The sequence below is a fragment of the Microbacterium sp. I2 genome, from assembly GCF_051364985.1.
Taxonomy (GTDB): Bacteria; Actinomycetota; Actinomycetes; order Actinomycetales; family Microbacteriaceae; genus Microbacterium.
This window is the reverse complement of the sequence record NZ_JBLWIH010000010.1, coordinates 376057-388409: the sequence shown is the minus strand read 5'-3', so window position 1 is coordinate 388409 and position 12353 is coordinate 376057. Positions and strand designations below refer to the sequence as shown.

Annotated in this window: 11 protein-coding genes and 2 tRNA genes; 2 read left to right on the top strand and 11 right to left on the bottom strand. The window is 68.3% G+C overall.

Annotated features, from left to right (window positions below):
- Nucleotides 1-42: 42 nt before the first annotated feature.
- From nagE to ACLKM7_RS11035, 3 genes are all read right to left on the bottom strand, one after another.
- Nucleotides 43-1974, bottom strand: a complete 1932-nt coding sequence (nagE, locus tag ACLKM7_RS11045) for an N-acetylglucosamine-specific PTS transporter subunit IIBC (RefSeq protein ID WP_436447218.1) — start codon at nucleotides 1972-1974, stop codon at nucleotides 43-45.
- A gap of 164 nt (nucleotides 1975-2138) precedes the next feature.
- A tRNA-Ile gene (locus tag ACLKM7_RS11040) sits at nucleotides 2139-2212 on the bottom strand.
- Between the two features lie 52 nt (nucleotides 2213-2264).
- Nucleotides 2265-3353: a DMT family transporter gene (locus ACLKM7_RS11035; RefSeq protein WP_436447217.1), complete on the bottom strand. Its 1089-nt coding sequence runs from the start codon at nucleotides 3351-3353 to the stop codon at nucleotides 2265-2267.
- Between the two features lie 42 nt (nucleotides 3354-3395).
- Between ACLKM7_RS11035 and def the strand changes: the two genes are divergently transcribed.
- The gene (def, locus tag ACLKM7_RS11030; protein WP_436447216.1) at nucleotides 3396-3962 is read left to right on the top strand and encodes a peptide deformylase; all 567 of its coding nucleotides are present in this window, start codon (nucleotides 3396-3398) and stop codon (nucleotides 3960-3962) included.
- 66 nt (nucleotides 3963-4028) lie between these two features.
- Here the strand turns inward: def and ACLKM7_RS11025 are convergent.
- The 5 genes from ACLKM7_RS11025 to dusB form a co-directional block, all read right to left on the bottom strand.
- Nucleotides 4029-4101 (bottom strand) — tRNA-Asn (locus ACLKM7_RS11025).
- 74 nt (nucleotides 4102-4175) lie between these two features.
- On the bottom strand, nucleotides 4176-4961 hold the full coding sequence (locus ACLKM7_RS11020) for an ATP-binding cassette domain-containing protein (protein ID WP_436447215.1): 786 nt from the start codon (nucleotides 4959-4961) through the stop codon (nucleotides 4176-4178).
- Between the two features lie 64 nt (nucleotides 4962-5025).
- The gene (gene dnaG / locus ACLKM7_RS11015; protein WP_436447214.1) at nucleotides 5026-6876 is read right to left on the bottom strand and encodes a DNA primase; all 1851 of its coding nucleotides are present in this window, start codon (nucleotides 6874-6876) and stop codon (nucleotides 5026-5028) included.
- Nucleotides 6876-8240, bottom strand: a complete 1365-nt coding sequence (locus ACLKM7_RS11010; protein ID WP_436447213.1) for a deoxyguanosinetriphosphate triphosphohydrolase — start codon at nucleotides 8238-8240, stop codon at nucleotides 6876-6878. The genes dnaG and ACLKM7_RS11010 overlap by 1 nt, the downstream gene beginning before the upstream one ends.
- On the bottom strand, nucleotides 8230-9405 hold the full coding sequence (dusB, locus tag ACLKM7_RS11005; RefSeq protein ID WP_436447212.1) for a tRNA dihydrouridine synthase DusB: 1176 nt from the start codon (nucleotides 9403-9405) through the stop codon (nucleotides 8230-8232). Before dusB ends, ACLKM7_RS11010 begins: the two co-directional genes overlap by 11 nt.
- A 52-nt stretch (nucleotides 9406-9457) precedes the next feature.
- Between dusB and ACLKM7_RS11000 the strand changes: the two genes are divergently transcribed.
- Entirely contained in the window at nucleotides 9458-9961 is a 504-nt protein-coding gene (locus ACLKM7_RS11000) for a glutathione peroxidase (RefSeq protein WP_436447211.1), read from the top strand.
- Between the two features lie 9 nt (nucleotides 9962-9970).
- Here ACLKM7_RS11000 and ACLKM7_RS10995 read toward each other — a convergent pair whose 3' ends face one another.
- From ACLKM7_RS10995 to recO, 3 genes are read right to left on the bottom strand one after another with little or no spacing between them, the layout of a single operon-like run.
- Nucleotides 9971-10651: a DsbA family oxidoreductase gene (locus tag ACLKM7_RS10995; protein WP_436447210.1), complete on the bottom strand. Its 681-nt coding sequence runs from the start codon at nucleotides 10649-10651 to the stop codon at nucleotides 9971-9973.
- 56 nt (nucleotides 10652-10707) lie between these two features.
- On the bottom strand, nucleotides 10708-11511 hold the full coding sequence (locus ACLKM7_RS10990) for an isoprenyl transferase (protein ID WP_436447209.1): 804 nt from the start codon (nucleotides 11509-11511) through the stop codon (nucleotides 10708-10710).
- Entirely contained in the window at nucleotides 11508-12248 is a 741-nt protein-coding gene (gene recO, locus ACLKM7_RS10985) for a DNA repair protein RecO (protein ID WP_436447208.1), read from the bottom strand. Before recO ends, ACLKM7_RS10990 begins: the two co-directional genes overlap by 4 nt.
- Between the last annotated feature and the right edge of the window lie 105 nt (nucleotides 12249-12353).

The window sequence follows — 12353 nt, the reverse complement described above, 5'->3', positions numbered from 1 at the left end:
GGATGCCTCGGCCGAGGCATCCGCCACCGCATTCCCTTCGGATCAGGTGAAGTCGATCCGCGCGTTCTCGTTGTTGAGGACGATGACCGGCGTGACCGCGGGGTGCCCCGCGGCTCGGATCTTCGCGAGGTCGAACCGGAGCAGCGGAGTGCCCGCGGTGACCTTCTGGCCCTTCTCGACGAGGGTCTGGAAGCCCTCGCCCTTCATCTCGACGGTGTCGATGCCGACGTGGATCAGCAGCTCGGTGCCGTCGCCCAGCACGAGCGCCACCGCGTGGCTGCTGTCGAACGTGGCGCCGATCGTTCCGTCAGCCGGAGCGATGACCGTGTCGCCCGTCGGCTCGATCGCGAGCCCCGGGCCCATGATCCCCTGACCGAACGTCGGGTCCGGCACCTCGGCGAGCGGCACGACCCTTCCCTGGAGCGGCTGGCGCAGGGTGATCGTGGTGGTGGCGGCCCCCGTCAGGACGCCGGTGCCTCCGGGCGCCGTGCTCGGCTCTGGAGCAGCCCCGGTGGGTGCTTCGGCACGTCCGGTCATGATGGCCTCCATCGCGTCCTTCACGAATTGAACGTTCGTGCCGTAGACCACCTGCACCGACTTGCCGCCCGGTTTCATGGTTCCCGCCGCGCCGGCGCGCTTGAGCGCGGTGTCGTCGACCTTGCTGACGTCGTCGATCTCCATCCGCAGGCGCGTGGCGCAGTTCTCGAGTTCGAGGATGTTGTCCTTGCCGCCGAGTGCGTTGATGAAGCGACCGCCCGTGACGAGGTACTTGTCGTCGGTCGCGCGCGTGTCGTACTCGGTGTCGTCGGCAAGGATGTCGTCGTCCTCACGACCCGGTGTCTTCAGGTTGAAGCGCTTGATGATGAAGTAGAAGACGACGAAGTAGATGCCGAACCAGAAGACGCCCATGACGGGGATGAGCCAGGGGTTCTGGGCCATCGGGTTCATCCACCCGAGGACGAGGTCGACGAAACCGCCCGAGAATCCGAAGCCCATTCGCACCGGGAGTATCTGACTGATCGCCATCGAGATGCCTGTGAAGACCGCGTGCACGAGGTAGAGCACCGGCGCCAGGAACATGAAGGCGAACTCGAGCGGCTCGGTCACGCCCACGAAGAACGACGAGATGGCGCCGCCGAGGAGGATGCCGTATGCGAGCTTCTTGCGTGTCGTCCTGGCCGTCAGGTACATCGCGAGGGCGGCACCCGGCAGCCCGAACATCATGATCGGGAAGAAACCCGTCATGTACTGGCCCGTGACACCGTACGTGCCCGTTCCGTCGAGGAAGTTGTTGAGGTCGTTGATGCCGGCGACGTCGAACCAGAACACCGAGTTCAGCGCGTGATGGAGGCCGACCGGGATCAGCAGGCGGTTGAGGAAGCCGTAGATGCCGGTGCCGAACGCGCCGAGTGTCACGATCCACTCTCCGAACCCGACCAGCGCCTGGTAGACGAACGGCCAGACGAAGAACAGGACGATCGCGAGCACGAGCGAGAAGCCCGCCGTGACGATCGCGACGGAGCGCTTGCCCGAGAAGAACGACAGCGCGTCGGGCAGCTTGGTGTCCTTGAACCTGTTGTAGCACCACGCGCCGATGAGGCCGCAGATGATGCCGACGAACACGTTCTGCACCCGCAGGAAGGCGGGGTCCACCTCGTTGACATCGCCGACGCCCGTGAAGAGCATCACCGTCTCGGGCTTGAGCAGCGTCGTGACGACGAGCCACGACACGAGACCGGCAAGCGCCGAGGTGCCGTCCGACTTGTTCGCCATACCGATCGAGATGCCCACCGCGAAGAGCAGGGCCATGTTCCCGAGCAGCGAACCGCCCGCGGCATCGAGGAACGTCGAGACGAGGTTGGGATTCTTCCCGCCGTTGCTGATCCAGAAACCGATGCCCGACAGGATCGCAGCCACCGGCAGCACAGCCACCGGGAGCATGATCGATCTTCCGAGCCTCTGCAAGAACTTCATCGTTCGCCTCCGTGGGGAGTCAGGGACAGTGTGATGCCGATGACGCTACACGGAACGGAAGCGGCCGCGACAGGGCGCCCCCTCCGAAAGTAAGGATGGTGAACGAACTCTCATCGGCCAACGAGTGAACGCCGCCACTCCTGTGCGGGCGACGTCGTTCACGGTAGGGCGGGTGGGACTTGAACCCACGATCGTCGGGTTATGAGCCCGCTGCCTTGACCAGCTTGGCCACCGCCCCTTGCACGTCTCCGTGCGCAGACGAGCCTACCGCGAGCCGCGGCCGGGTCGTCTCAGCGGCTTTCTGAGCCGTCCGCCGGGTCCTTCACGGGTGGCTCGGGCCATACCTTGGCGACGGCTTCGCTGACGCGGACGGAACTGGTGCGCGGATGCGCGGCATCCACCTCGCCGCCACTGCTGCCCCGCTGTATCGGAAGCTCCTGGCTCTCGCTGATGATCTGCGGGTGATGGCGAGCGAGCTGGAACACGCCCCACACCGCCACGGCACCCACCGCGCCGAACGCGATGTAGACCCACAGCGGCGCCCCGGCGACCTCCTGCAGCACGATCAGGCCGATCAGGATCGCGACGATCGGGTCGACGACCGTCAAACCCGCGACGACGAGATCGGGCGGGCCGGACGAGTACGCGGTCTGCACGAAGTACGCGCCCACGATCGCGCTCAGGATCAGTGCGGCCAGGCACAGCATCGTCAGCCACTCGAAGTCGCCGTTCTGGATGCGCACGATGACGACCTTGGCCAGCGTCGCCACGAATCCGTAGATGACACCCGCGGCGGTGATGTAGAACAGCGCGCCGATGCGCTTGCGGAACCACAGGAACAGCCCCGCGAAGACGATCGTGACCACTCCGAGGAGCACGAGAATCGTGATCAGCTGCTGGTTCGACACCGGCTTCTCGGTCGCGAACAGGGCGGCGATCGTGACGAAGACGAAGATGCCGCCGACACACGCGGCGATCGCGATGAGCGACCGCCTGGTGGGCTTGTGACCGCTGATCTGCGCATTGAGGAGCGTGGTGATGACCAGGGCGATCGCCCCGAGGGGTTGCACCACGATCAGCGGCGCGTAGGCGAGCGCGGTCAGCTGGCAGATGATCGCAATGCCCAGCATGACCGTTCCGAGCACCCAAGAGGGCCGCGAAAGGAGTTTGAGAAGGTGCCCTGCACTCAGTCCCTGGTGCGCCGTCGCGCCGCTGAGCTGTTCGACCTTGGTGACGCCGCGGTGCTGGTACTGCGCGCCGAACGACATGAAGACGGCACCCAGCAGGGCCAGCGGGATGCCGATGAGAAGGCCGGGGTTCTGGAAGGCGCCGACGAGCTGATCGCCCACGTCCTCGAGCTCGGCCACCATCCACACCACGTATTGACACTAACCTGCAGCGCCGGTCGATAGGCTCAAGGCGTGGCTGTTCTCCCGATTCGCATCATGGGTGATCCTGTCCTCCACTCCCCCGCCGCGCCGGTGGAGGAGATCACGGATGAGATCCGCACGCTGGTCGCCGACATGTTCGAGACGATGGATACCGCTCCCGGCGTGGGGCTGGCGGCTCCGCAGGTCGGGGTTCCGCTGCGGATCTACACCTACTCCTACGCCGACGACGACGGCGCGCCCTGGCGTGGGGTGATCATCAACCCGGAGCTGTGGATACGTCCACTCGAACCGGGCGAACCCGATCCTGACGACGAGGCCGAAGGATGCTTGTCATTCCCCGGCGAGCGGTTCCCGCTGCGCCGCTCCGACGACGTGCTGGTGACGGGTCTTGACATCGAAGGCCGGCCGGTGCGCATCCAGGTGGACGGCTGGCGTGCCCGCATCATGCAGCACGAGTTCGATCACCTCGACGGCATCCTCTACGTGGACCGTCTCGGCGACGGCGACTGGAAGACGGTGCAGAAGATCGCCCGCAAGCGCGGGTGGGGTCGGCCGGGCCAATCCTGGACACCGGGAATCGACGACCTCGAGGGGTGAGGATCCGGCGCTCGTGTCGGCCGATATACGAATGAAGGCCCCGGGGGTGGAGCCCCGAGGCCTTCGCTCCCCCACTTGGACTCGAACCAAGAACCTATCGGTTAACAGCCGATTGCTCTGCCAATTGAGCTATGGAGGAATGCCCCTCGCCGCAGCGCGGGCAACCAGTCCATATTAGCAAAGCCCGCAGGGTGGTCGTGACACCGGGCCCTGTCAGCTGACCAGACGCCGGTCCGCTTCTCCGCTCGGGGTCCACAGCAGGTCATGGGTGCCGTGGCCGAAGGCGACCGCGTGACCCGACCTCAGCACGAGCACGTCGGCATCGAGCTCACGGACGAGCTCCGGCTCGTTCGTGACGACCAGAGTCGCCATGCCGAAGTCGTGCCGGCGGCGCACCAGCGCATCGCGGGCGGCCTTGCGGACTTCGACGTCCATGTTCGAGAACGGCTCGTCGGCGATCAGCACCCGCGGCTGGAGCACCAGCGCTCGAGCGAGCGCGACACGCTGCCGCATCCCCGCGCTCAGCTCGTACGGATACTTCGCCGCCGCGCCCAGCGGAAGCAGCATCTCGTCGAGCAGCGTCGCCACACGGACCGCGAGTGCGCGAGGATTCACGCGCTTGTCGCGGCTTGTGATCGGCTCGCCGATGACATCGCCGACGGTGAGTCGCGCGGGAAGGTGCGCACCCGCGGACTGCGGGAGATACCCGGCGTAGTACGTCAGCTGCCGGTGGGCGCGTCCGGGATTGCGCACCGGGATGCCCTCGACCTCGGCTGTGCCGCCCACGACGGTGAGCCCCGTTTCGCCGGCACCGGCCAGGACGGCGGCGAGCGACGACTTGCCGGCGCCCGTCGGGCCCATGAGCGCCAGCGTGCCGCCGTGCGTCAGCTCGAACGACACACCGTCGACCACTCGCTGGGTGCCGCCGGCGCGTCCGGATCGCGCGAGGGAGAGATCCACGCACCGGACGGCGACATCGGCATCTCGACGGCGAGGCATGAGTTCATCCTGCCGTGACACGTGGTCGTCGCGCCAGCCGACACGGCGTGCAGGGGTGTTGCGGTCAGGCGCCGTCGGCCAGTGCCTGTCGCTCGGCGTCGAGCTCGCGCAGTCGCAGCCGGATGCGGCGTCCCTCTTCAGAGGCGGCGGGCACACGCTGGATGGCGCCCAGCAGCTCGCTCTTCTCGCCGTCCAGCCCGCGCATGATCAGCCTTCGCACCAGGTCATGGGCGGACGCCACGGCCTCGTCGTCGTGCAGAGCGGGAAAGTCCCCCGCGAGGAGCTCGGCGGCGAGCGAGCGGTACGGCTCGCGGACCGTCGCCACGGCGTCCACCGCCCAGCCCGGTCGCTGCCGATCGCGCGCACCCTGTATCGCGACTCGGACGGCGTCCAGTGCCGGATGCCGGAAGGGCAGGTCGAGCGCGCGTGCGACGAGTGTCGTGTCCATGCGGTGGCCGAACTGCAAGACGCCCATGAGCGCGTCCCGCTCGAGCCCCACTTCGGGGCTGCGCGGAAGGGACGCGAGCGACACACGCATCGCGGTCTCGTCGGCCGGGGCGCGTGACGGCTCGGCCGAGGCCCCCGCATCTGCGCGTCCGCCGCGCCCCGCACGGCCGACCTCACGGCGGACCGCCTCGGTGTCCATGCCCAGCCGGCGGGCCAGCACCCGGACGTACTCCGGCTGCAGCAGCGGATCGCGCAACTCCGCGACGACCGGCGCCGCCGAGCGCAGGGCGCCCACGCGCCCTTCGACGCTGGCGAGATCGAATCCGGACACGCGCTGGTCGAGAACGAATTCGACCATCGGCACCTTGGCATCCATCAGCGCGCGCACCGCGCCGTCCCCTCGGGTGAGACGGAGGTCGCAGGGGTCGAGGCCCTCCGGCCCGGTGGCGACGTAGGTCTGGGCGTTGAACCTCTTGGCGTCGGCGAAGGCGCGCAGCGCCGCCTTCTGGCCTGCGGCATCCGGATCGAAGGTGAAGACCACCTCACCGGCGGTGGAATCGTCGCCCATCACTCGCCGCAGAACCGTGATGTGGTCCGATCCGAACGCCGTGCCGCACGTCGCGATCGCGGTGGTGATCCCCGCGAGGTGGCACGCCATGACGTCGGTATAGCCCTCGACCACGACGACCCGGTGCTCGCGCGAGATGTCGCGCTTGGCCAGATCCAGTCCATAGAGGACCTGGGCCTTTTTGTAGATCGTCGTCTCGGGAGTGTTGAGGTACTTCGGCCCGTTGTCGTCGTCGTACAGCCGGCGCGCACCGAACCCGATCACCTGCCCGGTGACGTCGCGGATCGGCCACACTACGCGCCCGCGGAATCTGTCGTAGACACCGCGCTGACCCTGCGAGACGAGTCCGGCGGCGCTGAGCTCCTCATCGCTGAACCCGAGCTTGCGCATGGCGCCGTGCATGTTCGACCAGCCCTTCGGCGCGTAGCCCACACCGAAGTGCGCGGCCGCGCCGGCGTCGAACCCTCGCTGCCCCAGAAAGCTGCGTGCCGCCTCGGCCTCCGGCGTCGCCAGTTGTGCCCGGAAGTACTCCGCAGCGGCCGCGTTGGCCGCATAGAGACGCGACCGGCCGGCCGTCTCGGGCGCCGCGCCGCCGTCCTCGTAGTGCAGCGTGAATCCCAGTCGCCCCGCGAGGCGCTCGACGGCCTCGGTGAAGGTGACGTGGTCCATCGCTCGCAGGAACGAGTAGACGTCGCCGGACTCACCGCAGCCGAAGCAGTGGTAGAAGCCGGCCTGCGGCCGCACGTTGAAACTCGGGCTGCGCTCGTCGTGGAAGGGACACAGACCCTTGAGAGACCCCACGCCCGCCGACTTCAGCGCCACGCGCTCCCCGATGATGTCGGCGATGTTCGTCCGCGCCTTGACCTCGTCGACGTCGGCCTGCCGGATGCGCCCCGCCATCAGCGGCCCTCGACGGAATCGACGGATGCCGGGCGCGGGACGTCGATGACAGGGCGCGCTCCGGGCGACCAGACGCCGAGGGATGACGCGTCCACCGGTCCGACCAGGGCACCGTGCCACGCGATCGCCAGCTGATCGGTCAGGCTCGCCACCTGGTCGACGATGACGCGGCGACGCTTCCGGTCCGTATCGGCCAGCGACAGATCCTGCGCGTGGAGCGGGTCCAAGGCGTCGGGCCGATCCCACAGCGCGGACGCGAGGCGCTTGAGGACTCGTCGCTGCTCCTTGTAGAGGTCCTTGCGCCCCTCGATCGACACCACCACGGCTCCGATGATGCCCTTCAGGACGGCCATCTCGGCCTCCACTACCCGCGGCACGACCAGGTGACCCCGGTAGCGGGTGAGCACCGTGGTGGCGTAGGCCTCGCGGGTCGCGGTCGTGGCCGCTCGGGCGAATCGTCCGATCAGATCCGAGGTCAGGTTCTTCAGCCGCGCCAGCGAGGCGCGGGTGCCGTCGAACGCGTCGATCCACTCGGGCATCCGCATGAGCCGATACAGGGCGTCCTCGAGTTCGTCTCGAGCGAAGTCGAAACCGACCCACGACTGGATGGCGCTGAGCAGTGCCTGATGCTCAGCGGGGTCGGCGAGCCGAGCCGGATCGAGATAGCCGTTGACGACGGCATCCTCGAAATCATGCACCGAATAGGCGATGTCGTCCGAGAGGTCCATCACCTCGGCCTCGATGCACCGGACGCGTCCGGGAGCATCGGAACGCAGCCACGCGAAGACGTCCTCGTCCTCCGGGTACACGCCGAACTTCAGCCGACCGCCGGGATCCGGGAGCGGGTGGTCGGCCGTCCACGGGTACTTGCACGAGGCGTCGAGGCTCGCGCGCGTGAGATTCAGGCCGAAGCTGCGCCCTTCGTCGTCCACGACCTTCGGCTCCAGCCTGGTGAGGATTCGCAGGGTCTGCGCGTTCCCCTCGAACCCTCCGAAGTCCTCGGCCCATTCGTTCAGGGCACGCTCGCCGTTGTGCCCGAACGGCGGATGGCCCAGGTCGTGGCTGAGGCACGCTGTGTCGACGACGTCGGCGGCCAGACGCAGCGATGTCGCGAGCTCCCGGCCGACCTGCGCGACCTCCAGCGAGTGCGTGAGACGGTTCCGGGCGAAATCGGCCGGACTGGCGGGGCTCAGCACCTGGGTCTTCGCCGCCAGCCGGCGCAAGGCGGCGGAGTGCAGCACGCGGGCGCGGTCCCGCGCGAAGTCGTCACGCTGCGAACGGTGCTCTTCGGCGTGGAAGCGAGCGGCGTCGGCATCGCCGTAGCCCGGTGGGCGCTCCGCGGCGCCCTCCGCGTCAGCCACCACTGTGGTCGAGTTCCGCGTCGGCGAGAGCAGACGACTCCTCGGTCGCGAGATCTCGCGAATCCAGCCAGTGCTCGGGCAGCGCGGGTCGCTTCGGCGTGCCGGCGCGTCCGCGCTGGCCCTCGGCCGCGGCCCCCGGGTACGGGGCGTCGAGGTCGAGGGTCGACAGAAGGTCGTCGATCTCGGCCAGGCTCGACACCGTGGCCAGTGCAGCCCGGAGCTCGCCGCCGACCGGGTACCCCTTGAGATACCACGCGACGTGCTTGCGGATGTCGCGGCAGCCTCGGACCTCGTCCTCGAAGAAGTCCACGAGCAGCTCCGCGTGCCGGCGGAACGCGGCGGCGACGAATCCGAGGGTCGCATCGACGGGTTCGGAGGGGGCGGCGCCCGGTCGCCCGAGGGTGCGCGCGAGGTCGCCGAACAGCCATGGGCGGCCGAGGCATCCGCGGCCGACGACGACGCCGTCGCATCCGGTCTCGTCCATCATGCGCACGGCGTCCTCCGCCGACCAGATGTCGCCGTTGCCGAGCACCGGGATGCTGGTGATGGTCTCTTTGAGCTCGGTGATGGCCGACCAGTCCGCGGTGCCGGAGTAGAACTCGGCCGCGGTCCGCGCGTGCAGCGCCACGGCTGCGACTCCCGCGTCCTCGGCGATCCGGCCCGCATCCAGGTACGTCAGGTGGTCGGAGTCGATGCCCTTGCGCATCTTGACCGTCAGGGGGATGTCGCCCGCGGCACGGGCGGCCCGCGTGACGATGTCACGGAACAGACCGATCTTCCACGGCAGCGCGGCGCCCCCGCCCTTGCGGGTGACCTTGGGGACGGGGCATCCGAAGTTCAGATCGATGTGGTCTGCGCGATCATCTTCCACGAGGAGGCGCACAGCGGCCTCGGTCGTCGCCGGGTCGACGCCGTAGAGCTGGATCGACCGCGGAGTCTCGGACTCGTGGTGGGTGATGAGCCGCATCGTGGTGGCGTTGCGCTCGACCAGCGCGCGGGTCGTGATCATCTCGCTGACGTACAGTCCCGCGCCGTATTCGCGGCACAGCCTGCGGAAAGCGGTGTTGGTGATGCCCGCCATCGGCGCCAGCACGACGGGCGCGTCGAGTTCGATGGGCCCGATGCGCAGAGTGCGCTCGGGGGCGATGGCAATGGTCACGGGTCCCATTCTCTTATAGGAATCCGATGCACGGCTGAATGCCGGGGCTTAGCCTGGGGATATGACCGAGGCCATCACGACCGATCTGCGCTCCATCCCGTTCCAGACCGCCGACGGCGGCACCGCGACGCTCGCCGATTACGGCGATCAGGTGATCCTCGTGGTCAACGTCGCGTCCCGGTGCGGGCTGACGCCGCAGTACGAACAGTTGGAGCAGCTGCAGCGCGCGTACGCGGACCGCGGCTTCACGGTGCTCGGCTTCCCGTGCAATCAGTTCATGGGGCAGGAGCCCGGCTCGATGGACGAGATCCTCGAGTACTGCGCGACGACATGGGGGGTCACTTTCCCCGTCTTCGACAAGGTCAAGGTCAACGGCGGCAAGGCCGCACCCCTCTACAAGTCGCTCAAGCAGACGCGCGACGCGGACGGCAAGAAGGGCCCGGTTCGCTGGAACTTCGAGAAGTTCGTGGTGACGCCGGGGGGAGGCATCCATCGCTTCCGTCCGCAGACGAAGCCCGACGACCCGGCGATCGTCGAGGTGATCGAGGCGAACCTCCCCCGCTGAGGCGGCGGGTCAGCCGTCGACGACCGCCGGCTCGCGGCGCTCGCCCCACACCTGACGCACGATCTGCGCGAACGCCTCCGCGGGCTGTGCCCCCGAAACACCGTACTTTCCGTCGATGACGAAGAACGGCACGCCATTGATCCCGTACGCCTGGGCCTGCGCCTGGTCGGCGCGCACCGCGGCGAGGTAGCGACCGCTGCGCAGCGCCTCGCGCGCGGCGTCGGCCTCGAGACCGGCATCCGTCGCGAGTTCCACCAGCTCGTCCTCGCGACCCAGGTGACGGCCCTCGGTGAAGTACGCCGACATCAGTCGTTCGGCGAGCTCGTTCTGGCGGCCGTTCTCCTTGGCGAAGTGCAGCAGCTCGTGCGCCTTGACGGTGTTGGTGTGCTGCAGCAGGTCGAAGCGGTACTGCAGCCCGGCCTCTGCGGCGACGCCTGTGACGCGCTCCAGCATCTGCTGCACCTGCTCGCGTGGCATGCCCTTGTGGGTGGCGAGGAAGTCGAGTTCATCGCCCTCGAAGTCCACGGGAGTGTCGGGCGAGAGCTCGAAGGAGTGGAAGGTCACCTCCACGGCGGGAGCGTCGTCGTCGGCGGATGCCGCGGCCAGACCCCTCTCCAGATTGCGCTTGCCGATGTAGCACCAGGGGCAGGCGATGTCACTCCACACGTCGATCTTGATGGCATCCGTCATACCCGGCACAACCTGCGCAGTGCGGCGATCTATTCCGTCGAATGCGATCGGGACCGTCAGGCACTCGGGGCGTCGACGGCGCCGCCGAATCGGCGTTCGCGGCCGAGGTACAGATCGATGCCGTGCCACAGGTCGGCGCGCGTGAAGTCGGGCCACAGTGTGTCGAGGAAGACGAACTCCGCATAGGCCGACTCCCACAAGAGGAAGTTCGAGGTGCGCTGCTCTCCACTGGAGCGGATGAAGAGATCCACATCCGGCATGCCGGGCTGGTAGAGGCGGCGCTGGATGAGCTTCTCCGACACCGCCGACGGCTTGAGCCGGCCCGCCGCGACATCGTCGGCGATCGACCGCATCGCGTCGACGAGTTCCACGCGTCCGCCGTAGTTGACGCACATCGTCAGGGTGAGCACGTCGTTGCCGGCCGTCAGGCGCTCGGCGTACTGGAGCTCCTTGATCACCGAGCCCCACAGGCGGGGCTTTCGGCCGGCCCACTGGATTCGGACGCCCCATTCGTTCAGCTGATCCCGTCGCCGGTGCAGCACGTCGCGGTTGTAGCCCATGAGGAAGCGCACCTCATCCGGAGAGCGCGACCAGTTCTCGGTCGAGAAGGCATAGACCGAAAGGTGCTTGATGCCCGCCTGGATCGCTCCGGCGACCACATCGAGGAGCGCCGCCTCGCCGGCCTTGTGACCCTCGATGCGGGTGAGGCCGCGGCGATTCGCCCAGCGACCGTTGCCGTCCATCACGAGAGCGACATGCCCCGGCACCGCACCCTTCGGATAGGCCGGCGGATACACGCCCGTCCAGTCCAACGGGCGATACGCCACCGCGTCGCGATGCGTGTACGGCTTCGGTGTCACCGGATGCCTTCCTGCGGGCTCGCGACGTGCGAGAGCGAACGGATGCCGCGCTCGAGGTGCCACTGAGCGTACGCCGCGATCAACCCCGACGCGGCCGCCGATGACGCCGCGGATGCGGCATCGACCCGCTCCCACTCCCCCGCCATGAGCGACTGGAGGAGTCCGACAGTGGCCCTGTCGACGCGGGCCGCTCCGGTGGGCGCGCAATCGGAGCACACGATCCCGCCCTGCTGGGCGACGAACGTGTCGTGCGTGCCTGCGCGCCCGCACCGCGCGCATTCGCCCAGGCCCGGCGCCCAGCCCGAGAGGGCCATCGCGCGCAGCAGGTAGGAGTCGAGCACGCTGCGGGAGGCGTGGTCGCCGCGCGCGAGTGCGCGCAGCCCGCCCACGAGGAGCAGGTACTGCTGCGGTGTGGCCTCGGCCTCGTTCAGCCGGTCGGCAGTCTCGACCATCGCGTGCGCCGACGTGTAGCGGTCGTAGTGCGCGGCGATGTCGGCGCCGTACGAGCCGAGCGACTCGGCCTGCTGAACGATGTCGAGCGAGCGGCCTTGATACAACTGCACATCGGCGACCATGAACGGCTCGAGCCGTGCCCCGAAGCGCGACGAGGTGCGCCGCACGCCCTTCGCGACGGCACGCAGCTTGCCGTGCCGGCGGCTGAGCATCGTCACGATCCTGTCGGCCTCACCCAGTTTGTGGGTGCGCAGGACCACGACTTCATCGCGGTAGGTGGGCACCCGTCAATTATCTCCAGCGGTGGCCGAACGCGGCGGTGCGCCGCGGCCCTGGTTCGAGGCGGACCAGACGCGCGGCACGTCGACTTTGCGATGACCGGGATACAT